The sequence below is a fragment of the Butyricimonas sp. Marseille-P3923 genome (genome assembly GCF_900184685.1).
Classification (GTDB): domain Bacteria; phylum Bacteroidota; class Bacteroidia; order Bacteroidales; family Marinifilaceae; genus Butyricimonas; species Butyricimonas muris.
The window spans coordinates 771,752-795,435 of sequence record NZ_FXXL01000007.1 but is presented as its reverse complement, the minus strand read 5'-3'; the positions used below and the strand labels follow the sequence as shown (position 1 = coordinate 795,435).

21 protein-coding genes are annotated in these 23,684 nt (G+C 44.0%); 16 read left to right on the top strand and 5 right to left on the bottom strand.

Annotated elements, in window-relative coordinates:
* Window positions 1-32 precede the first annotated feature (32 nt).
* From CS948_RS14915 to CS948_RS14870, 10 genes are all read left to right on the top strand, one after another.
* Complete coding sequence (locus CS948_RS14915) at window positions 33-425, top strand: LytTR family DNA-binding domain-containing protein (protein ID WP_099292496.1); 393 nt, start codon at window positions 33-35, stop codon at window positions 423-425.
* A 186-nt stretch (window positions 426-611) separates the two neighbouring features.
* Complete coding sequence (locus CS948_RS14910) at window positions 612-983, top strand: hypothetical protein (protein WP_099292495.1); 372 nt, start codon at window positions 612-614, stop codon at window positions 981-983.
* A gap of 31 nt (window positions 984-1,014) precedes the next feature.
* Complete coding sequence (locus tag CS948_RS14905; protein WP_099292494.1) at window positions 1,015-1,599, top strand: N-acetylmuramoyl-L-alanine amidase; 585 nt, start codon at window positions 1,015-1,017, stop codon at window positions 1,597-1,599.
* 18 nt (window positions 1,600-1,617) lie between these two features.
* Window positions 1,618-2,241, top strand: a complete 624-nt coding sequence (locus CS948_RS14900; RefSeq protein ID WP_099292493.1) for a hypothetical protein — start codon at window positions 1,618-1,620, stop codon at window positions 2,239-2,241.
* Window positions 2,242-2,270: 29 nt separating this feature from the next.
* Window positions 2,271-2,909, top strand: coding sequence for a DUF6266 family protein (locus tag CS948_RS14895; RefSeq protein ID WP_099292492.1), 639 nt, complete (start codon window positions 2,271-2,273; stop codon window positions 2,907-2,909).
* A 300-nt stretch (window positions 2,910-3,209) separates the two neighbouring features.
* Entirely contained in the window at window positions 3,210-6,905 is a 3,696-nt protein-coding gene (gene purL, locus CS948_RS14890; protein WP_099292491.1) for a phosphoribosylformylglycinamidine synthase, read from the top strand.
* Between the two features lie 137 nt (window positions 6,906-7,042).
* Window positions 7,043-8,557, top strand: a complete 1,515-nt coding sequence (locus CS948_RS14885; RefSeq protein ID WP_099292490.1) for a PQQ-binding-like beta-propeller repeat protein — start codon at window positions 7,043-7,045, stop codon at window positions 8,555-8,557.
* Window positions 8,558-8,619: 62 nt separating this feature from the next.
* The gene (gene xpt, locus CS948_RS14880; protein WP_099292489.1) at window positions 8,620-9,186 is read left to right on the top strand and encodes a xanthine phosphoribosyltransferase; all 567 of its coding nucleotides are present in this window, start codon (window positions 8,620-8,622) and stop codon (window positions 9,184-9,186) included.
* A gap of 11 nt (window positions 9,187-9,197) precedes the next feature.
* The gene (locus CS948_RS14875; protein WP_099292488.1) at window positions 9,198-10,523 is read left to right on the top strand and encodes a nucleobase:cation symporter-2 family protein; all 1,326 of its coding nucleotides are present in this window, start codon (window positions 9,198-9,200) and stop codon (window positions 10,521-10,523) included.
* A gap of 22 nt (window positions 10,524-10,545) precedes the next feature.
* Window positions 10,546-11,694, top strand: a complete 1,149-nt coding sequence (locus CS948_RS14870) for a M20 family metallopeptidase (protein ID WP_099292487.1) — start codon at window positions 10,546-10,548, stop codon at window positions 11,692-11,694.
* A 66-nt stretch (window positions 11,695-11,760) separates the two neighbouring features.
* Here the strand turns inward: CS948_RS14870 and CS948_RS14865 are convergent, their stop codons facing one another.
* The 5 genes from CS948_RS14865 to CS948_RS14845 form a co-directional block, all read right to left on the bottom strand.
* Window positions 11,761-13,155 (bottom strand): hypothetical protein, encoded by a 1,395-nt coding sequence (locus CS948_RS14865; RefSeq protein ID WP_099292486.1) that lies wholly within the window; start codon window positions 13,153-13,155, stop codon window positions 11,761-11,763.
* 155 nt (window positions 13,156-13,310) lie between these two features.
* Window positions 13,311-14,384, bottom strand: coding sequence for a butyrate kinase (buk, locus tag CS948_RS14860; protein WP_099292485.1), 1,074 nt, complete (start codon window positions 14,382-14,384; stop codon window positions 13,311-13,313).
* A gap of 119 nt (window positions 14,385-14,503) precedes the next feature.
* Window positions 14,504-15,628 carry a glycerate kinase gene (locus tag CS948_RS14855; protein WP_099292484.1) on the bottom strand — a complete coding sequence of 375 codons (1,125 nt, stop codon included), beginning with the start codon at window positions 15,626-15,628 and terminating at the stop codon, window positions 14,504-14,506.
* A 3-nt stretch (window positions 15,629-15,631) separates the two neighbouring features.
* The gene (locus CS948_RS14850) at window positions 15,632-16,999 is read right to left on the bottom strand and encodes a serine hydrolase (protein ID WP_099292483.1); all 1,368 of its coding nucleotides are present in this window, start codon (window positions 16,997-16,999) and stop codon (window positions 15,632-15,634) included.
* Window positions 17,000-17,108: 109 nt separating this feature from the next.
* Complete coding sequence (locus CS948_RS14845; RefSeq protein WP_255302107.1) at window positions 17,109-17,894, bottom strand: aminotransferase class IV; 786 nt, start codon at window positions 17,892-17,894, stop codon at window positions 17,109-17,111.
* A gap of 122 nt (window positions 17,895-18,016) precedes the next feature.
* Between CS948_RS14845 and CS948_RS14840 the strand changes: the two genes are divergently transcribed.
* From CS948_RS14840 to CS948_RS14815, 6 genes are read left to right on the top strand one after another with little or no spacing between them, the layout of a single operon-like run.
* Window positions 18,017-18,496, top strand: a complete 480-nt coding sequence (locus CS948_RS14840) for a hypothetical protein (RefSeq protein ID WP_099292481.1) — start codon at window positions 18,017-18,019, stop codon at window positions 18,494-18,496.
* A gap of 2 nt (window positions 18,497-18,498) precedes the next feature.
* The gene (locus CS948_RS14835; RefSeq protein WP_099292480.1) at window positions 18,499-19,338 is read left to right on the top strand and encodes a Rossmann-like and DUF2520 domain-containing protein; all 840 of its coding nucleotides are present in this window, start codon (window positions 18,499-18,501) and stop codon (window positions 19,336-19,338) included.
* A gap of 21 nt (window positions 19,339-19,359) precedes the next feature.
* Window positions 19,360-19,887, top strand: a complete 528-nt coding sequence (locus CS948_RS14830; RefSeq protein ID WP_099292479.1) for an HAD family hydrolase — start codon at window positions 19,360-19,362, stop codon at window positions 19,885-19,887.
* A 17-nt stretch (window positions 19,888-19,904) separates the two neighbouring features.
* On the top strand, window positions 19,905-20,840 hold the full coding sequence (locus CS948_RS14825; protein WP_099292478.1) for a geranylgeranylglycerol-phosphate geranylgeranyltransferase: 936 nt from the start codon (window positions 19,905-19,907) through the stop codon (window positions 20,838-20,840).
* Between the two features lie 3 nt (window positions 20,841-20,843).
* Complete coding sequence (locus tag CS948_RS14820) at window positions 20,844-21,434, top strand: Maf family nucleotide pyrophosphatase (protein WP_099292477.1); 591 nt, start codon at window positions 20,844-20,846, stop codon at window positions 21,432-21,434.
* A gap of 29 nt (window positions 21,435-21,463) precedes the next feature.
* Window positions 21,464-23,623, top strand: coding sequence for a S46 family peptidase (locus tag CS948_RS14815; RefSeq protein ID WP_099292476.1), 2,160 nt, complete (start codon window positions 21,464-21,466; stop codon window positions 23,621-23,623).
* The last annotated feature ends 61 nt before the right edge of the window (window positions 23,624-23,684 follow it).

Here is a 23,684-nt window from a genome sequence, read left to right as displayed (position 1 = left end):
GGTCATTTCACGAAATATAAAACTACAGATTTATGAAAGAATTGAATGATCAATCGCAACGTCTCGTGGGAGACCGTTTTTTTATACGTAAAGGTGAACGCACAGTAAGATATTTTTACTCGGAAATTCTGTACGTGGAAGCTTCGGGATGTTATAGTCGTATTTATTTTCGGGATCGGTCCACGCTTTTCGTCACCAATCCTCTTGTGGCGACCGAACTGTTGTTGCCGAGGAATATGTTTCGGCGGGTTCACCGGAGTTATATCGTGAATCTTTGGGAGATTGAGGGGTTTGTCAATAACACAATCTACATTGATGATATTTTGATACCGATGAGTTCCCGTTACCGGGAGGAGGTATTCGGGTGTTTCGTGTTTTGGAATTTTAGGTCAGAGAAAAAGGGGGAAGAGGATAAAAGTGCATAGAAGATAAAATCGTTAATTATTAATCGTGCTTGTGAGATGACCTTGTATAGATAAAGGTAGAATAAGTTTCGTTTAGATAATTTTTCCGGGCATTCAGATAATAAATCGGGGCATTCAGATAATTTCGTTTGGTAAAGGGCGGTTTGGGATGTACTTTTGGAATACAATTAAAAATTACAAAAGATTATGGGAGTATTACAAAACGTGATTAGAGAGATTGGGGATATCGTGAATCGATTGTCGGTGTCCTCGAGAGAAAAACAGAAGATACAGGAGGAGATTCAATCTCTGGTGTATCGTTACAAGAGTGAGCTGGTGCGTGAACAGTCGGCGGCAGTGGGTGATGAGATGCGGGGAAATTGGTTGCAACGGTCGTGGCGCCCGATGGTGATGTTGGTGCTCACGTTATTGGTTGTACTGGGAGTATTCACGGAGTCGTCAATGTTGTCCGACACTTCCCGTTTTTGGGATTTGCTGGAAATCGGGATAGGCGGGTACGTGATTGGTAGAAGCGGGGAAACGATTACCGGTAACCTGTTGTCCCGAAGACAGAAATAAGGCATGTGTTTCATTTTAAATTTGAAGTGTTATGGAAATTATTGACAATTTGTTGTTCGGGGATAACGTGAAGTATTTACAGTGTTCGAAATGTAACGTGAGGTTATCGCACTCGGATACTATCGTGCTGCACGGGACGGGAGGTGCAAGCGCTGTTTCGTCTGCCCTTTACTTGAGCAGACCGGACACGGGAGTATCGGCTCACGTGGTGATCGGTCGGGACGGGGAGATATTCCAGTTGTTGCCTTTTGACGTGAAAGCGTGGCACGCGGGGAAGAGTTACCATGCCGGAAGGGTGAACTTGAATGATTGTTCGATAGGCATAGAGTTGGATAACGCCGGAGAGTTGCAACGGGTAGGCGACAGGTATTACTCGTATTTCGGACGGGAATATTCTCCCGAACAGGTGTACACGACCGAGATAGAAGGGAGAGCGAGGTACTGGCATCTGTTTACCGAGGGGCAGTTTAAAATTCTGGAAGAGGTTTGCCGCTTGCTGAAAGAAAGGTACAAGATCAAATATCTCGTGAGGCATTCGGATATCACTTCACGAAAGGTAGACCCGGGACCGGCATTTCCCTTCGAGGAGTTGAAGAAGAGATTAAAGTTTAATTAATTAGAAAAGGAGGTTGTTATGGCTCGTTGTTATTCAAGTGTGTTTAATCGTTTTTCGGGGCAGATAGGGAGGGTGATTTATTATCAGGTAGGGGATAATCTTTACATGAGAACATCCCCGGGACAGGTGAAGGATTGTCGTTCGGAGTTGCAATTGTATTACAGGGAGAGAATGCGGGGAACGGTCACGTTTTACGGGGTTGTCCGCCAGACATTGCTGGCTCTCGTGTGGCAGGCTGTGGGGCGGAGAAAGAAGCGTTCGGCATATAATCTTTTCGTGCAGGCCAATATCCGGGCGTTTAACGGGACTGCATTGTTGTATGATTTGGTGCGTTTCAGCTCGGGAGGCTTGGGTTTGCCCCATGATTTACAAGCGTGCCGGGAAGGTGATAAGGTTCGTTTGACATGGAGGAATGAAGATATGTTGAGCGATGAACGGCTGGCGGACGAATTGTGGTGCGTGGTGATGACGGAGGACAAGAATTTCCGGATTATCGGACCGGGAGAAACCGGGGCAATTCGAGGGGATGAACTCGTGGAGATAGAGCTCACGAGCGAGGAAAGAGGGAAGGTACATTTTTATTGTTTCTTCGGGTCAGCGGGGAGAGATGATTTCTCGGAGAATTTACATTTCGTGTTATGAATATATGTTTTATTTTAAAATTTGAGATTATGGCATTATTTAAATCATTTTTGTTGGGAGACGTGAGAAAATCAGTGGCTAACGTGACGATGTACGCTGGGGCGAACGGGTACAGTATCGCGCGAGGCAAGAGGAACACGGTGCGCAACCCGCGGACGCCCGCGCAATTGACGCAACGGGCGAAGTTGAAGGCACTGGAAGAGGTTTCCCGGTATTTTGCCCCGGCGGCGGCCCTTGGTTTCCCGGGACGTAAGGGTGGAAGTACGTTCTATAACGCGTTCGTGTCATCGAACATGGCGGCAGTGACGGTGGACGAGAATTACGAGCCCACGATTGATTTCGAAAAACTCAAGTGTGCCGCTGGTTCTTTGCAAAACGGTAAAGTGACTATCACGGTGGACGAGGAGAACGGTAAGGTGATGGTTTCACAGGAGGCTCAAACTCGGTGGAACACGGTAGCTAACCCGACGGACGTGTTGCACGTGGTGGTTTACGAGAAGACCAAAAAGGAGATGATCGTGGAAGCTTGCAGGAATCGTAAGGAAGCGGGTTCAACATCGATCGCGATGGACGAGGGATGGAGTAAAGAGAATCTCGTGTTTTACGCTTTCATGTTGTCGAAGGACAAACGAAAGGCGTCGAATAGCGTGACGGTTCAACTGGAGTAGTGTTTTTTGCCCTATTAGTCAAAGGTTTATAAAGTTCATAAGGTCCGTAAAGTCCATAGACCCTGCGGGCGCTTAGCTTACGGCAGCAAAGCTGCCGATGAACACAGTCCGAAGGGGACGCCCGTGACCTTATGGACTTTATGAACCTTAAGAGCCGAAGGCTCGACTTTATGGACCGGGCAAAAAGCGGTTTCATGCGAATTGTCCGGTTTTTTCCCCGCGAGTTGAGAGGCTGGCGGGGAATTTTTTATTATATTCGCGGTGCGAACACGTGTAGTTGAAAATAAACAAATAAAACGCATGGCTATAGTATTCTATCAAAAAGATGCAACAGTGTATGCCGTACACTATAAAGATACGGAAAATCCTTTAGACGTAAGTAAATTAGAATGGTTGTTCAGTGGTGCGAAGAGAGTGCGGGAGGATGTTCTGGATAGCTTTTTCGTGGGGCCTCGCCGGGAAATGATTACCCCGTGGAGCACGAATGCCGTGGAGATTACCCAGAACATGGGGATTGCCGGGATATTGAGGATCGAGGAATTTACTCGCGTTGAAGATGAGAAAGCAACTTTTGACCCGATGCTTCAAGCATTCTACAAGGGGTTAAATCAAGATATATTCACGATTGACAAGAAGCCGGACCCGATCGTGTATATCGAGGATATACGGGTTTACAATCAACAGGAAGGGTTGGCTTTGAACGAGGATGAGATTTCTTATTTGGAGAGTTTGAGCAAGAAGTTGAACCGTCGTTTGACGGATTCGGAAGTGTTCGGATTCTCGCAAGTGAATTCGGAGCATTGCCGGCACAAGATTTTTAACGGAAGGTTTATTATTGACGGGGAAGAACAGGAGGAAAGCTTGTTTGCCATGATTAAGAAGACTTCCAAGACGAATCCTAATCGTATTGTATCGGCTTACAAGGATAACTGTGCTTTTATCGAGGGACCTGCCAGCGTGCAATTTGCCCCGGTATCACAGGATAAACCAGATTTCTACACGCAGAGGGATATTAACACGGTGATTTCGTTGAAAGCGGAAACGCACAATTTCCCGACAACGGTAGAGCCTTTCAATGGAGCTGCAACCGGTACGGGCGGTGAAATCCGCGACCGTATTGCCGGGGGACAGGCTTCTCTTCCGTTAGCGGGTACGGCTGTTTACATGACTTCCTACCCTCGCTTGGACGCAGACCGCCCGTGGGAACAGGCTATTGATCCCCGGAAGTGGTTGTACCAGACTCCGGAAGATATATTAATCAAAGCTTCGAACGGGGCTTCGGATTTCGGCAATAAATTCGGTCAACCGCTAATCGTGGGTTCCGTGCTGACTTTCGAGCACGAGGAACACGAGAAAACGTATGGTTACGACAAGGTGATCATGCAAGCCGGGGGTATCGGGTTCGGTAATAAAGACCAAGCAACGAAACATACCCCAGAGGTAGGTGAGGAAGTTGTGTTGTTGGGTGGCGACAACTATCGTATCGGCATGGGCGGCGGTGCCGTTTCATCGGTTGACACGGGTGTGTATGCCAACGCTATCGAGTTGAATGCCGTGCAACGTTCCAACCCGGAAATGCAACGCCGGGTATGTAACGCGCTCCGTTCTATGGCGGAAAGCGAGAATAACCCGATCGTGTCTATTCATGACCACGGGGCAGGCGGGCATTTGAATTGCTTGTCCGAATTGGTGGAAGAAACGGGAGGTTTGATTCATCTGGATAAGTTGCCCGTGGGTGATCCGACACTTTCCGACAAGGAGATCGTGGGTAACGAATCGCAGGAGCGCATGGGACTTGTGATTAAATCCGGGGACGTGGCAACATTGCAACGGGTGGCTGACCGCGAACGCGCACCGATGTACGTGATAGGGGAAACGACCGGAGATCACCGTTTCGTGTTCGAGGACGGGAAGACCGGGGAAAAGCCAATCGACTTGGAGATGACCGATATGTTCGGGAATCCGCCGAAGACGATCATGGAGGACAAGAGTAAAAAAGAACACTTTGCAGAAATAGAATATAGTGCCGATAAAGTTGAAGAGTATATCGAGCAGGTATTACAAATCGAAGCGGTGGCTTGTAAGGATTGGTTGACGAACAAGGTCGACCGTTCCGTATCCGGTCGGGTGGCTCATCAGCAGTGTGCCGGACCGTTGCAATTGCCGTTAAACGATTTGGGTGCCGTGGTATTGGATTATCACGGGGAGAGAGGTATCGCGACTTCTATCGGGCATGCCCCGGTTGCCGCGTTGGCTGATCCTGCCAATGGTTCCCGGTTGGCTATTGCCGAGGCTTTGACTAATTTAGTCTGGGCTCCGGTCGAAGAGGGACTGCGGGGTGTTTCCCTGTCGGCAAACTGGATGTGGCCTTGCAAGAACGCCGGAGAGGATGCCCGTTTGTATAAAGCGGTACAGGCTGCCAGTGATTTCGCGATAGAGTTGGGTATCAATATCCCGACGGGAAAGGATTCCCTTTCCATGACGCAGAAATACGGCAAGGATAAAGTATACGCACCGGGTACGTTGATCGTTTCCACCGTGGGAGAGGTTATCGACGTGAAGAAAATCGTTTCTCCGGTATTGAAGGCGGACAAGGATACAGAAATCGTTTATATTGATTTCTCTTTCGATAAGTTGAAATTGGGAGGTTCCAGTTTTGCCCAGATATTGAACAAGGTGGGACGAGAAACCCCGGACGTGAAGGATGCGGATTATTTCGCCGCTGCTTTCACTGCCGTTCAGCGTTTGGTGGACGAGGGGTATATTCTTGCCGGACACGATATCTCGGCAGGAGGTATGATTACCGCGTTGCTTGAGATGTGTTTTGCAGACAATCGTTTGGGACTGGATATTGATTTCTCTTATTTAGCAGAGAAGGATATCGTGAAGATATTGTTTGCCGAAAACCCGGGCGTGTTGGTACAAATCAAGGATTGCAAGAAGGTTGCCGCTATCTTGGATGAAGCCGGGGTCGCTTATAACTTCTTGGGACGTACGGGTAAAGCCGGGAAGTTGAATATCAAGAAGGACGCTACCGTGTTGAATCTCGATATTCCGTCTTTGCGGGATCTTTGGTTCAAGACGTCTTATTTGCTGGATCGTCGTCAGAGCGGTAATGAATTAGCTCTTGAAAGATACAAGAATTACAAACATCACGAGTTAAAATACAAGTTTGCCCCATCGTTCACGGGAAAACTGGCACAATTCGGGTTAGATCGCAACCGCACGAAATCGTCGGGTATCAAGGCGGCTATTATCCGGGAGAAAGGATGCCAATGCGAGCGCGAAACGGCTTGGGCAATGCATCTCGCTGGATTTGACGTGAAGGACGTGCATATGACCGATTTGGTTACCGGTAGGGAAACTCTCGAAGACGTGAATTTTATCGTGTTCGTGGGCGGATTCTCCAATTCGGACGTACTCGGTTCAGCTAAAGGTTGGGCAGGAGCTTTCAAGTATAACGAGAAGGCTCGTATCGCTTTGGAAAATTTCTACAAACGTGAAGATACTTTGAGCTTGGGAGTTTGCAACGGTTGCCAGTTGATGGTGGAGTTGGATTTGATTTACCCGGAACACAAGGAGAAAGCGAAGATGTTGCATAATGATTCCCACAAGTTGGAGTCGGCTTTCCTGAGTGTCGATATCGAGGAAAACAATTCCGTGATGTTGAAGACTATGGCCGGAACACGATTGGGAATCTGGATTGCTCACGGGGAAGGGAAATTCTACCTGCCTTACGGTCAGGAAGAGTACAATATCCCGGTACGTTACTCGCATGATACATACCCCGCCAACCCGAACGGCTCGCCGTTTGCCACCGCAGCAATATGTAGTAAGGACGGTCGCCATCTGGCGATAATGCCTCATTTGGAACGTTCTATACACCCGTGGAACTGGGCCTATTATGCAGAGGGACGTGAAAATGACGAAGTGAGCCCGTGGATAGAGGCATTCGTGAATGCACGGTTGTGGGTTGAGAAACAAAAAGGACTTTAGGCTGAGTTTATAAAGTTCATAATAAGGTTTATAAGGTTCGTAAAGTTGTAGGGATATATTCCTTGACTTTATGAACCTTCTTTTTTCTTTAAAGAAATATTCTATATTTGTAGGAATAGATTTAAAAGTCCGCACTTATGGTTACAACATTACATTTTATACGTTTTTCTATATTGATTTTGGTATGCGTGATGGTTGTTCCCGAGGCGGACGCACAAGCCCGCCGTAAAGTTGACGATGAAGAAATAGCCAACCGTATCGTGGGTAGGGATTATGAACGTCAAATAAATATCTCGGGACGGGAAATTGTTTTTGACGGGAATATACCTTACATGTATCCGGATACGATAAATCTTTCTTTATTCGTGCAATTGGAAAGGTTATCCCGATCAGGAAATCCTTTGAACGCGGGGGTGTTGTTAACCGTGGACGCGGAGAATGAAAAAGTGTTATGGCGCGAGAAAATAAATAATGAATACGAGCGGCTGAATCCTATCGGAAGTATATTGTTGTTGGAAGCCGGAAATAACACTGCCTGTTATGACCGTAATACGGGAAAGATTTTGTGGCAGCATAAAAATCACTTTTCGCACGCGAGTGAAAAATGGGGAATAGCGATGGGGTACAAATTGACATCATCGTCACCTCGCCCGAAGTTGCAGGGTGTTGACGTGAAGACCGGTGAAGTTTTATGGGAAAACCATTTATATACTAAATACGGTTGGACGGAGATGAACGGGAAGGATGATTCCCTTGTGTTTGTGGTTTCCGACGCGTTGTACGGGCTCAACGTGAAAAGCGGGAAGGTCTGGCGGCATGAGCTGTTTTTGAAAGATCTGCCGTTCGAGCGGGGGAAAGAAGAGTTAATGCAGAGTCTGGTATCGAATATTTACATGGAAGATGATAAGATTTACGTGGCCTCATGTGATCGGGTATTCTGTTTGGATAGAAACGGGAAAGTATTGTGGCTGCAGGGAGTGCCCCGCAAAATCGCCGCTCAGTCTTTGCTGTTCACTAAGGACAATTTGTTATATATGGTCAGTTTAGGGTATGGTAAAGTGGGTACTCTTTATCCCGCATGGGGACAGACTTTTATCGCTTCGTTCAACAAAGAAACGGGATTTCAAAATTCTTTTTCGGCCTATCCCAAGGAGTTGGGCAAAATTAATTACGTGCAATTGCGAGGCGACACGTTATACACCTTGTTTGAAAAGTATATGCTTAAATTCCCGATAGATAGTATACGGGGTATTTCTCCTCTTAAATTTATATACGATCAAGAGAAAGATGCCATGAAGTATCTGGTAAGCGAGAATGTTTTCGTGATGGACGAGCATTCTTTGTACAAGAGTTTATACGAATGTGATTCCACGAAAACTTATGTATTCACGAATCAGCAGGCGATATTGTGCGTGAACGGGGATATGGCGTCTTATGTATGGCTGCAACCGGGACAGTATTGGGTAAGTTATATGGCTTACCGGGGATATCATTTTTTAGCGAACGAGGACGAAACTATGGTCGTAAATCCCGGTGGAGAGCTCGTAGCACATCTGAGAGTGGGAAAAGAATCGGTGCGGATAGGGGATAAACTTTTTGATGCGCAGAATAACCGGATTGTGATTGTAGATTTGGAAAGTATTATAAGGTAAGCCAAGAAAATTTTGTACTTTTGCCCTTTAGACAGTGTAAACGTGCAATAATCATTCGGTATATGGAATTACTTAAAAAGAGAATACTACAAGACGGTAAATGCTTTGAAGGCGGCATTCTGAAAGTGGATAGTTTTATTAATCATCAAATGGATCCGATCCTGATGAAGTCTATCGGGGTTGAATTTGTACGGCGTTTTGCCAATAAGGATTTCAACAAGGTGATGACGATTGAAGCGAGTGGTATTGCCCCGGCTATCATGGTGGGGTATCTTTTGGAGTTACCGGTAGTCTTCGCGAAGAAGAAGCAACCTAAAACGATGGAAAATATGATTTCCACGACGATTCGGTCTTTCACGAAAGACCGGGAATATAATGTTTGTATCAGTCGGGATTTTTTGAAAGAAGGAGATAGGGTTCTTTTTATTGATGATTTTCTGGCGAACGGGAATGCAGCGAACGGTATCATTGATTTGATCGAACAAGCGGGTGCTCAACTCGCGGGTATGGGATTTATTATAGAAAAGGCATTCCAACACGGGGGTGACACGTTGCGGGAGAGAGGCGTGCATATCGAATCGTTGGCTATTATAGACAGTCTGGATAATTGTCAAATTAAAATCAGGTAACCGTATAAATTATGAGCACGAATAAACAAGTGAGTTCTGCCATTATATACGGAATTGAAGATCGGCCACCTTTTAAAGAAGCGTTCTTTGCCGCGTTACAGCATTTGTTGGCTATTTTTGTCGCTATTATTACTCCGCCGTTGATTATCGCGGGAGCTTTGAATCTTGATTTGGAAACGACAGGTTTTCTTGTTTCGATGGCTCTTTTCGCATCCGGGATTTCTACGTTTATTCAGTGTAAACGAGTCGGGCCTATCGGTACCGGGTTATTGTGTATTCAAGGAACCAGTTTTTCGTTTATCGGACCTATTATATCAACGGGATTACTGGGGGGACTGCCTTTGATTTTCGGGGTGTGTATGGCAGGTTCCGTGGTGGAAATGCTGATTAGCCGCATACTTAAATACGCTAAAAGAATTATCACTCCGTTGGTATCCGGGATAGTGGTCACTTTGATCGGAATGAGCCTCGTGAAAGTCGGGATAACAGCTTGCGGAGGTGGTGTAGGGGCGAAAGCTAACGGCACGTTCGGTAGTTTCGAGTATCTCGGATTGGCTGCATTGGTGTTGGTGCTGATTATCTTTTTTAACCGGAGCACGAACAAATATCTCCGGATGAGTTCTATCGTGATCGGGTTGGTTGTCGGGTATGTTATCGCTTATTTCATGGGAATGATTGATTTTTCCTCGGTACAGAGCTATTCCGGTGTGAATATTCCGGTACCGTTCAAATACGGATTGGCTTTTGACTGGTCGTCTTTTATAGCTATCGGTTTGATTTATATGATCACGGCGATTGAGGCTTACGGGGATATTACGGCAAATTCCATGATTTCCGGTGAGCCGGTGGAAGGAGAGAAGTTTATCAAGCGTGCCTCGGGAGGTATTTTGGCGGATGGTTTTAATTCTTTTTTGGCCGGGGTTTTCAATTCTTTCCCGAATTCCGTTTTCGCCCAGAATAACGGGATGATTCAATTGACAGGTGTTGCCAGTCGATACGTGGGATATTATATTGCTGCTTTTCTGGTCATTTTAGGTCTTTTCCCTGCCGTGGGGCTGGTCTTTTCGTTGATGCCGGAACCCGTGCTCGGTGGTGCTACTTTGTTGATGTTCGGGACGGTGGCAGCAGCTGGAATCCGGATTATTGCTTCCCAGAATATTAACCGGAAAGCGACTCTCGTGATAGCTTTAAGTTTTTCACTCGGGTTAAGTGTTGAATTGATCCCGGAGATACTGGCTTATTGCCCGGATACGATAAAGAATATTTTTTCATCGGGAATTACCACGGGAGGTCTTACCGCTATATTGGCGAATGCTTTGATACATATAAAAGAGTAGTTGTATTTCAACAGGATTAAATATGAGTGTAGAAGATATTTTTCCGTTAGCCGTGGAATTCAGGCGTCATTTTCACCAGCATCCGGAATTTGCCATGCAGGAGGTGGAAACACAGCGTTATATTACAAAAGTATTGGATAAATACGGAATTGTATACCGTACCGTCGGGACCGGTGTTATCGCGATGATCGGGCAAGGGGAGAAGTGTGTGGCTATTCGTGCGGATATGGATGCTTTGAAGGTAACAGAAGAAACCGGATTGCCGTTTTGTTCTCTGAATCCGGGAATGATGCACGCTTGCGGGCATGATATGCACATGGCTATGGTATTGGGGGCTGCTGTTGTTTTAAAATCACGGGAACAGGAGTTGAACGGGATGGTAAAGGTCATATTCCAACCCAGTGAAGAGAAAAGACCGGGTGGGGCCCGTCTTTTGTTGCCGGAGTTATTGAAAGCCCCTGTGCCGCAAGCTATATTCGGGCAGCATGTTTTTCCTAATTTGCCGACCGGAACAATCGGAATCCGTTCGGGGGCATTTTTTGCTTCTTCCGATAATATAATCTTTTCCGTCGAAGGGAAAGGAACTCACGCGGCAATGCCTCACATGGGCTCAGATCCGATTCTGGCAACTGCTTGTTTGATTCAATTCTACCAGACTTTAGTCACTAAATTCCGTGATCCCTTGATTCCAGCCGTGATTTCGATTACTTCCGTGCACGGGGGAACATGCAATAATGTAATTCCCGATAAAGTGGAAGTTTTGGGAACGGTCAGGACACATGATAATACATTGCGTTACCGGCTATTCGAGTTGATAGAACAAAAGTCCAAAGAGATTTGTAAGTTGTATGGATGTACTTTTACCATGGATAAAACTTGGAACGGGTTGCCCGTACTTGTGAATGACGAGCAACTGACAAAATTCGTGACTAATAATGCGACAGAACTTTTGGGAGAAGACCGCGTGATTTCGATGAATCATCTCACTTTAGGGGAGGATTTTGCTATTTATTTGGAAAAGATTCCCGGGGCTTTTTGGGTATTGGGAGTTCGTCCGCCGGAGCAAGAGAATATGCCCCCGTTGCATAACCCGAAAATGTCACCGGATGAGAACGCGATAAAGATTGGAATAGCGTTAATGGTGAAGAATTGCCTTCAATATTTTATATAAAAAGACGGTGTAAAAGAGTTGGATGGTCTCTCTTTTACACCGTCTTTTTCTTTAATATGGTGGTCTCTATAGATTTGCGATGTCTACTTCAATGGCCGCAGGATAAAGTCTCGCGGGATCAAAGAATGTTGCACAACTATTCACGATGTGTTTGAGTTCCGGTTTAACTTTTCCTTTGAAAACCTCTTTACCATTGACAGTTAGGGTTATTTCTTTGTCCAAGTTTACCAATTCTTCACACAGGTAAATGATTACTTTTCCTTTGGTAGCGGGTTGGTAATTCTTCTCGCATTTGAGTTCAATTCCCCAGTTCGGGTCTATTTCCGTGGCTTTGTAAGTTACCACATCTGCTTTGAGGGCGATATGGTTGTCCATGATATTTAATTCGTAATAGGTTCTGGATTTGGTATCATCATTTGAGCGTTCTTTCACGGCTAAATTGTAGAATCCGTCACGGTACAATCCGTCCATTTCGAAATTCTCCCAACTCACGAATTTTGGATAAGGATTACGGGTATATTGCTTCAACCAAGGTGTAGTGGGTTTGTAATCTATGCCGTGTCCCATACCGGGGATGAGTTCGATATAGTGAATAAAACTTCCCGGGTATAATTTTTCTAATCTATCAAATTCGTCCTTTGTGTATTGGGTGAGTTTATTCCGGTAAAATCCCCTGTCCAAGGCTCCTGTGCGTAAAGAAAAAGCAATATTCCTGCAGTTCTCGACAGGTGCGTTTTTCAGTGGTTCACCACCTGCCATGGGACCCGCTCCGGCTAAATAGTCGGCATAGAATGAAGCAAGACGCTGACTACCGTATCCACCTTCGGAAATTCCGAAAAAGTAGACCTTATTGGGATTTATTTTGCCGGTAACAAAGGCCAGACGAAGCATCTTTTCCCATGCGTATTGCTTGGCTTTTTGCCACCAACGGTAATAATCTCCCATGTTTGGTATTTGGGGAATAAAGTAAACAGAGGGAGCGTCATCAAAATTCTTACATATACTGATTCCCGTTTTCCACTCGGCATCCTTGTGTCCCGATCCATGCGTGTACAAGTATAACGGGTATCCGTTTTCAGGGATTGTTTCACCTTTAAATCCCCAGTAATAAGGCATAATAGCGTTGGGTTCAAGTTCTGCCGGGAGAGTCCATTTCCCGGATTTCGTGTTATCCAATTTTTCGAGGTCGATTAATTTCTCTTCCGTGAAGTTATTATTGGCATCTTTCCAAGCCTCCCATACAATATTCTGCATTTTCTTCACGTCCGACAATTTGAGGGTGGCTTTATCTTCACATACTTTCTTTTTACCGGACAGGTAAGCGGAGAAGAATGAGGTTACTTTTGCCTTTGTTTTTAAATCTTGTTTCTTTAAGGATGTTTCTTGCGCCATACTATTTCCGGATATGACAAATACAAGTAACAGACTTAACATGTTAAGTGAATAAGTAGACTTCTTCATTTTTTACTTCGAGTTTTGGTTTTTGCAAAACTACAAATAATTTGTATTAATTAAAGCTTTACAGCCTTGTTTTTGGAGCTAACGAGTGATGAAAATAAAAGTCCGCCGGATTATTTCCAGCGGACTTTCAAACTATCTAATCCTAAATTATTTATTTACTTGTAAGTCTTTCCGGTAAGTTCACCTCGAAGAACCATTAAGCCGTTCATCGCCAGAGCTCTCATTTCATCCTCTCCGCCGTAAGCTTTCACGGGAGCGATGAAACCCACCATTTCTTTCACGTAATCCACGAGGAAAGGATTGTAAGCGATTCCCCCGGTCAACAGGATTCCATCCACTTTACCTTTCAACACGGCAGCCATCGCACCGATTGCCTTACCAACCTGATAGGACATGGCATCTTGAATTAATTTGTATTTCGGGTCTTCTTTGGCTTTCATTTCTACCTCATAAGCATCATTTGTGCCCAAGTGAGCCACCAAGCCGCCTTCGCCTTTAATCATTTTCTTGATTTCGGCTTCCGTTTTGGTACCGCTGAAACAAAGTTTCACGAGTTGCCCGGTCGGGAGAGAACCTGAACGTTCCGGTGAGAACGGACCGTCCCCGTCCAATGCGTTATTCACGTCGACAACACGTCCTTGCAGGTGTGCTCCAACGGAAACACCACCACCCAAGTGAGCCACGATTAAATTCGTGTCCTCGTATTTTTTGCCAATTTCTTTGGCATAGGTACGAGCGATTGCTTTTTGGTTCAATGCATGGAAGATTGAAACTCTCTTGAATGCCGGATGACCACTGATGCGTGCCACATCTTGCAATTCGTCAACAACAACTGGGTCTGCGATATATGCTTTCGCTCCGTTTTTAAGCGATTTAGCGATATCGTTTGCGATTAAACCGCCTAAATTGGAAGCATGTTCACCAAGAGGGGGATTATTCAAGTCATGAATTAATGCTTCATTTACCTCATATACACCAGATTCGATAGGTTTAACTAAACCACCTCTTCCAACAATGGCTTGAATTTCGTTAATATCAAATCCGGCGTTTTTTAATTCGGAGAGAATGATATCTTTTCTAAATTGGAATTGAGAAGCCACGTTGTCGAATTGGGCAATCTCTTCTGCTGAATGCTTAATGTTTTTTACAAACTTCTCGTTTTCGTCCTCGAATATAGCGATTTTCGTGGATGTTGAACCCGGGTTAATCGCGAGAATTTTAAATGACATAGTTCTAACTGTTATATTTATATTAATAATTATTCTTTTTCGCACGTTTTGAGGCTGCAAAATTTATAAATTGTAAGCAAAACTCAAAGAAAAAGTGATAATTTATTTGTAATAGAGAATCAATCCGAATAAGCCGATAAATATAAAGTATCAATCATCGCTTGTACCGCCAGTTTCAAGTAATGGGAGGTATTCGTGATGGAGTCGTGTACGGAACGGGCATAAGTGACCAAGGTGAACACTTTGTCGAAATAGGGAATTGCCTGTTTTTCAGCGAGTCCTACAATAGCGTAAACCGGTATATTTCGCTCTCTGCACAAGGAAGCTACCGTACCGGGTATCTTGCCATAAAGCGATTGTAGATCAATTTTACCTTCCCCCGTGATGACGACAACCGCTCCGGATAGATGTTCCCGGAAACGGGCGAGAGAAAGGCAATATGATGAGCCGGATACAAGACGGGCATTCAACAAGGCATACATGGCTGCCGTGATGCCTCCCGCCGCACCGCCATGTTTCAAGTTATACACTTCTTTGCCTGTTTTAGCGTGTAGTAAATCGGCAAAATAACGCAATTGTTTATCCAGCATGATAACTTGTTCGGGAGAGGCACCTTTCTGTGGACCAAACACGGATGCGGCTCCTTTCGGCCCGCAAAGCGGATTGTCAACATCGCAAAGAATAGTTATACGGATATCTTTAAATTTTTGCTGTAAGTATTCTATGTCAATATCCTTAATATCTGTAATATGGTTATTGTTTTTACTATCCTCGTCTACAATTGTCAAACCCATTTCCAAAAGAGCCCCGGTACCGCCATCAACACTGGCGCTTCCCCCGACACAAAGAATTAATTCCTTTGCCCCGTGTGCTATTGCATGGTTTATTAATATTCCGAATCCGGTTGTAGTTGCGTTTAAAATGTCATATTCTTCCCGTTTCAAGTGTTTCAGACCGCAGGCAGCCGCAAGTTCTATGATAGCGGTATTTTCATGCATAAAATAGGATGCGGTATGCTCTCTTCCCAATGCATCTTTTGTCAGCGTTTTAACGGGAATCGCGTCTAAATACCATGCAATTATTTCGGCAGTTCCATCGCCGCCATCACCCAGCGGGAGCGACACGGTAGACAAGCCACATTCTTCAAATTCCGCCGCCACGACTTTACAAAAATCAAAAGCATTTATACTCCCTTTGAAAGCATTGGGAGCGATCAGAATATGACGTCCGTTCAAAAAGTTCATCGCTTAAATATTATCGGGCAAGGGAGGTCCGAATTTTGTGCTTCTATCGTCTGCCAACAGTTTTTTCTTGTCATGGAAGTTTTTGCAATAGGCAGGATCGAACAAATTTCTGTCCGGCCATTCTTTTACCCGGTTCATTGCTTGGTATACCATGCTTTCTATTTTCTGCGGGAAATGAGGTCCGGTCCAATTACTTGTGTTTGTCACGAAAGCCCAACAAAAACCATCATGTTGACGCTTGAGCATTGCACTGGTGCCAGCCAATGTACCGGAACGTAACCAATCTCCGCGACCATTTGTTTTCATCCAACCGATAGGCAAAGAGAAACCCGGGCAACTAACCATGGTGTTGATGCTGTTCTGACTTAATACATCCGGATAGGAATCGTCCCCGTCTATCGCGGCCAAGAAACATAATAATTCAGTAGGAGAGGCTACCCAACCACCGGCTCCGGAAAGAGCTTCTATGTTATTTCCGCCGTTACTGCGAGGGAGTAAGGTATCTCTACCATCACAGGCACGGATTAGATCGGCATCCGCCTGTTCGTAGTAACGTACCTCGTTCAAATAACGTTCTTCATAAAGATTATGTGCCAGATGCATATCATAACATCCTGCGGGGATTAAGATATTATCCTGAATGAAGCGTTCGTAATCTTCCCCGGCAACTTGCTCGATGATCTTGGTCAGGATACCATACCCCACATTGGAATAATTGGTACTTGTGCCGGGAGTAAAACCCAAACGTCTTGATAATACGAACTTGATAACCGTGTTGAGGTCGGCAGGTGCGGGAACATCCATTTTCTTCGCGATATCCACGGGATTGAACATCGGATCTCCGTAACGTGCGGTGAAACCACCTTGATGCCGGAGCAAATTTTCAACGGTAATGTTTTTGGCTCTTTTATCCTTGATCGGGTAATATAGCGTCGTGTCGTTCAATATCCCGTCCTCTCCGAAAACCTTGTCATCCAAAGATAGTTTGCCATTTTCGACTAACTTCATGATGCCTGCCGCGGTGATTAATTTGGAAACCGAAGCAATACGGAAGATATGATTCACGTCTGTTTTTATTCCGTTTTCTTCATCCGCATACCCGTATCCTTTACTGTAAATTAATTTCCCGTCTTTCATAATCGCCAACGATGCACCTTTTATTTCCCATTGACGCATAAATCGTTCGATGGTATTATCTAAACGTTTGGTTTCGTCAAGATCGGAATATTCATTGGTGAATAAATCATGTATGGCTATGGCTAACGTATCCTGAGGGGGAATTTCTTCAACTTGGATCTTTTCGGGGTGAGATTTCCAAGGGATAGTAATAAGTACAACAAAAATTAATATCAGTAGTATCGTGTATTTCATTATATGCTATTAAAAAATCAAAGCGTAACATTCTATGACAAAAGGATGTTACGCTTGCAATATTAAGAAAAATGTATTTCCTATCAAAACAAATTCGTGTAAAACAGTTCTAAAAATTCTTATTTAACAAATCGAAGTAATATTCCATAACTCGGACAAGCAGAGGATGGTGAGGATCAAAGGTAATATTGTCTATATGCAATATGGGCAATACCAATGGAGAAGTACCCGTGATGAAGGCTGCTTCATAAGTGGATAAGTCTTTGTAAGCCACTCGTTTTTCTTCAACCCGGATGTTATTTCCCTGACAGATGATCAGTACCCGCTTGCGACTTGTTCCGGGTAATACATGAGGGAGTGGTGCCGTGAACAAGGTATTGTCTTTGATAAAAAATACGTTGGAGCGAGAGCCTTCCGTGATAAAATTCTCGTTGTCAATGAGTAATACCTCGTGTACGCCTTGTTCGCCGATGATTTTATTTGTCATTTCCCGCAAACCGGAATTAATGTATTTGACCTCGGCGTTTTCCCGCATGGCACGGCAAGTTACCGTGTCAACTCCGTGCTGATAGTCTTCTTCTCTCGGGTAGGAGTGTTTTATCTGGTAAACATACTCGTCAATTCCCGTGGGGGAAACGTGTAGTACATATTTTATATTACCTTCCTTGATATGTTCGAGTTCAATCAAACGCTTCAGTTTTTCTTCCACGCGCAAGGTTGTCAAGTCTATATCCAGACCTGATTTTTTAATTGAATTATCCAACCTTAACAAGTTGTCATTCATAAAAATGACATTGCCTCTAAAAACTCGGCAGACTTCATATATACTTAATCCGTGATTTAAAATATCTTCGGAATATTCTTTATTATCTATCGGTTGGTTGTTAAATAGCATCATAATTTATCTCCTTAGTTATCGCGGTGCAAATTTATGGTTTAAAACGATTATATAGACAGAAATGTTTATAAAAATCATATTTGTAACTTTCGATTATTCGCGTTACTTTTGACTATGATATGGAAGCAGAAGAACAAATAGAAAGAAGCGAGCATTTTTTGCGTGAAGTGGTTGAAAAAGAAATTGCTAAATTACAAGGTGTCGGGCTGTCATACATGCAGTTTGTCATCATGGGACAGGCTATTGAGGTATTGGGGAGTTTCTTGGATAACAAACCTATGAAGGCCAAGGGACAATCGGCCAAACGTTTTTCTCTTGCCGTGAAGAAATTGTTCGGGGGACGTTACCGCCAATTGAATGACAATTCTTTCCTGTATGATAAACTACGCAACCAAATGACTCACACGTTTATTCCCGGTGGGGATTTGATTCTATTGAATCAATCGGAAAATACCAACGGGTATAAGCATTTGCAAATGACCAACGGGAAATTGGTGTTGATATCAGAGATTTTTTACGAGGATATATGCAAAGCATGCGAACGCTTGCTGGAAGCGTTGAAAAGTGGGGTTTTACCACCTAAAAATATTGCTTATTAGTTATGGAACAAGAGAGAATCATATTGATTGGAGCGGGAAACGTGGCACATCATTTAGCGGCAGCCTTATTAAAAGCAGGGGAGAATTTATGTCAGATATACAGCCGCACGCTTGAATCCGCCCGCCTGCTGGGAATGAAAACGGGAATAGCCTACACGGCAGAAATGAGCGAGATTTATCCCGATGGAGATATTTATATATTTTGTGTAAGTGATGATTCGTTAGCGTCTTTGTTAAAGACAATTAGAATTAAAGAAGAAGCGTTGTTACTACATACTTCCGGAAGTTTGCCGATGGATATACTCAAGCCTTACTCAAAGAATTATGGTGTACTGTATCCGGTTCAGACTTTTTCGAAAAAAAGGGATTTGGATTTTGATGAGATTCCTTTGTGTATCGAGGGGAGTTCGCCGAATGTTTTAGGAAAAATCAAGATGTTGGCAGAGAAGTTATCCGGTAAAATATACGCGATAAATTCTATGCAGCGCAAAGAATTACACCTCGCTGCCGTTTTTGCCTGCAATTTCCCGAATTATTTGTATAGTGTGGCGGGAAAATTGCTGGAAGAACATGGATTGTCATTCGCGATGTTGCGTCCGTTGATATTCGAAACTGCGCACAAAGTGATGTTGTTGACGCCGGAAGAAGCACAAACCGGACCTGCAAGACGGGGAGACGAGGGAATTATGAATATGCACAAGAGCATGTTGAAGAATAATAAAGATTTATTGAAGATATACACGTTATTGTCGGACGGAATCAAAGAGGCGCAAGTGAAAGAGGGAACGGATGATTCGAAAGCATCTCCCGCGGAAAGCGTGGATATGCCGACATTATGGTAGATAAAATTAAAATGATATAACATGAAACTGTTCAAAGAAGAATTGAAAAAAGTGGAAGCTTTCGCGTTTGACGTGGATGGTGTTTTCTCTCGTCACGAGATGAACATAACCCCGGAGGGAGATTTGGTACGGACATCTTGCACGAAAGACGGTTATGCCATGATGTATTGCGTGAAAAAAGGATATCCCGTGTGTATTATTTCCGGTGGTTATGCTCCCGGGGTAAAGGAACGTTTTAACAAGTTGGGCGTTACGGAAGTCTATTTAGGGGTGGCAAACAAGGTGGAAGCGTTGAACGAGTTTCTCGAAAAATATAATTTGAATCCTGAAAACGTGATGTATATGGGGGATGATATACCAGACTACAACGTGATGACGATAGTGGGAATGCCTGTATGTCCGGCAGATGCTTGCGAGGAAATCAAATCGATTTCACGCTATATATCAGATACCCCGGGTGGATTGGGATGCGTGCGTGATGTTGTAGCCCAAGTACTGAAAGCCAAAGGGGAATGGATGGATACCCAGTGTCACGTGAAATGCATGTAATGACAAATAACTGACGTATGTTGGAAATTTTCAAATTAATACGATTAAGAACAATTGCTTTCACGGCATTCACGATGTATACCACGCGTTATCTGGTTGTTCTGCCTGTCTTGAACAAGGAAGGCTTCTCGTTACAAATGCCGGAACGTGATTTTTCGCTTCTGGTGATTGCCGTGTGTTGTCTGGTATCGGCTGCTTACGTGATAAACGACTATTTTGATACCAAGGCTGACCGGATTTCGGGTAGCAGGCATGTGATTGTGGGGAAAACAATCAGTCGTCGCACTGCTATCACGCTTCATACCTTGTTGAACGTGGTTGCCGTGGGGATAGCGTTTTATCTCGCGCAAAGTATTCAGCACAGTGAAATCGTATTTCTATTTTTGATTATTTCCCTTATTCTATGGTTTTATTCTTCCCGCTTCAAAAAGTATTTTATATGGGGTAATTTATGCGTTGCCTTTTTGGCGGGATTGATTCCTTTGACGGTTATCACGTTTGAAATACCGCTGTTGAGTGACGTGTACTCGGATGTTGTCGTGAAAACCCATGTCGGATTTGCTTCGGTATTCTATTGGACACTTTGTTTCTCGTATCTTTTGTTCTTTAACATGTTGATATACGAGATCAACAAGGATATTTACAGCGTGAATGGCGATCGGGCAGAAGGAATCACTACAATACCCGTGAAATGGGGAATTTCTGCCACGCGAACTTTATTGACAGGATTGACGATACTGGTAATTTCTTCCTTGATTGCGTTTTTCTTGTGGAAATTCTCGGAAAGTGTGCTTGCCGGAATATATATGGTAATATTTCTAATTTTACCTTATATCGGGTACGCGCTGGTTATCCGCCGCAAGGGATGTATGAAAGTTCAGTTACGATTGATTCGGACACTTATGGTTTTATGCATGTTACTGAGTCTGTTTGTTCATACAACGCTTAAATAATTTATGACAGAAATGCACTCTATAAAGAATTATAAACTTGTATTAGCTTCCGCGTCTCCCCGAAGACAACAATTAATGAAAGACGCGGGGTTTACTTTCGAGGTTAGATTAAAAGATGTAGAAGAAAAATATCCGGACGGGTTGGCTTTGGAGAAAGTTCCTGAATACTTGTCAGGGGTGAAAGCCGAGGCTTTTCGAGATGAATTAAAACCCGATGAAGTGTTGGTTACTGCCGATACTGTAGTTTGTATTCATGATAAAATACTGGGTAAACCTACCGGTCGGGAAGATGCCATACGTATGTTGCAGGAATTGTCCGGTGCCCGTCATTTGGTGGTGACCGGGGTTTCCGTCACGACATGTACCGAACAATTGTCTTTCTCGTCTTTTACAAATGTATTTTTCAAAGCGCTATCTATCGAAGAAATAGAATATTACGTGGATACATATAAACCTTTTGACAAAGCGGGAGCTTATGGTATACAGGAATGGATTGGTTACATCGGTATCGAACGTATCGAGGGATCGTTTTACAATGTCATGGGACTTCCGGTGCAGAAGTTGTATGAAACGTTGCGAATGTTACAATTCTAAATATATATAACTATTTAAAATACCAGTAAATGAGAAAAATTACATTATGCTTCTTGGCTTTCATTCTGATTGCCTTACCGGGTTTTGCTGATGAAGGGATGTGGATCCCGATGTTGTTGAAAAAATACAACATTGAAGACATGCAAAAGACCGGTTTTAAACTAACTGCTGAAGATATTTACGATATCAATCAGGCTTCGTTGAAAGATGCCGTGGTTGGATTGGGAAGAGAGGGGTCGCCTTTTCAGCATTTCTGTACTGCGGAAATCGTGAGTGACCAAGGATTAATGATAACCAATCATCATTGTGCTTTCGGAATGATACAAGCTCATTCGAGTTTGGAACATAATTACTTGCGTGACGGTTTTTGGGCAAAGTCGTTACAAGAAGAGTTGATGAATCCCGGCACCACGGCTTCAATCCTTGTGCGAATGGAAGACGTGACGGATAAAATCAATGCCGCATTGAACGATAATATGTCTGAACAAGAACGGGCAGAGAAGGTAAAAGAGATTAGCCGTAAGTTGGAAGCCGAAGCTGTTAAAGGCACAAATTTACAAGCAAATATCAAACCTTATTTCAACGGGAATCAATATTTCATGTCTATTTTCAAAATCTTCCGGGATGTACGTTTAGTAGGTGCTCCTAACTCGGCTATCGGCAAATTCGGCGGGGACACGGATAATTGGACATGGCCTCGTCACACGGGTGATTTTTCCGTTCTCCGTATTTATGCAGGACCGGATAATGAACCGGCAGCGGTTTCACCGAATAATGTTCCTTACAAACCGGCTAAATTTTTCAAAGTTTCTGCACGGGGTGTGAAAGAAGGTGATTTTACTATGGTATTCGGTTATCCCGGAACAACGAACGAGTACTTGACTTCTTATGCTATCGACCAGATAGCGAACGTGGAAGACCCGCACAAGATCAAGATTCGGACGGCAAAACTGGACGTGATCAATGCAGCTATGGAGTCTGACGAGTTATTACGTATTAAATATGCCGCTAAAGCTGCCAACGTGGCTAACGCATGGAAGAAATGGCAAGGGGAGATTAAGGGATTAGATCGTTTCAACACGGCGGATAATAAACGTGTTCTGGAACAGAATTTCAATCAATGGGCACAAGCGAACGGGAAATCTCAGTATATCGGTTTGACCGATCGTTATAAAGAATTATATGCAGCCCGCGAGGAATATATTCTTGCCGCGGCTTACGCGATGGAAGCCGGATTAAACGGTGCTGAAGTGATAGGTCTGGCCCGGAATATAAAGGGAGCTTTGGAGTATTTTGACAAAGCTGAGGACAAGGATAAGTTCAAGCAAACGATAAAAGATTATGTGACGTCCTTTTATAAAGATTATGATCCTGCCACGGATGAACGTATTCTGGTTGAAATGCTTAAATTGTATAATAACAAGGATTTAGGAGAGCAATGGATTCCGGGAGTGATTCGTGATATCAAAGGAAATAATTACGAACGCCATGCGGCAGATGTTTTCAAAAAATCCATTTTTACTCATGAAGAGCGCTTGTTGGCCTTCGTGGATAAATTGAACGCCAAAACGGTTAAAAAGCTCGAGAAGGATCCGATTTACCAAATGATGGAAGGAATTCAAAACTTACGTTCCGAAAAAATCAATCCCGAGTTAAGTCGTATAGAACGGGAGTTGGTTACTCTGAATCGGTTGTGGATGGCCGGTTTGATGGAGATGCAACCCGATAAAGTGTTCTATCCGGATGCTAATTCCACGTTACGAATTGCTTACGGTAAAGTGTCCGGTTACAAGGCTTTGGATGCCGTCTATTACACGCCGTATACCACGTTGAAAGGGATTATGGAAAAGGATAACCCGAATATCTACGATTATGATGTACCTCAAAAATTACGGGATCTTTACAAGAATCGGGATTTCGGTCCGTACACGCAAGACGGGGAAGTACCGGTTTGTTTCATTGCTACCAATCATACGACGGGCGGTAACTCCGGTAGCCCGGTATTGGATGCCGAGGGTAACCTAATCGGTTTGAATTTTGACCGTGCATGGGAAGGTGTGATGTCGGATATGCAATACAGTCCGGAAATCTGTCGGAATATTGCGGTTGACATTCGCTTCGTGCTTTTCATCATTGACAAGTACGCCGGGGCAAAACATCTGATCGAGGAGATGGAGATCATTCGGTAGAGGTTTGCAATATACTTGCTTATAAAGTCTGTAAAATCAGTATATTTTGATTTTACGGACT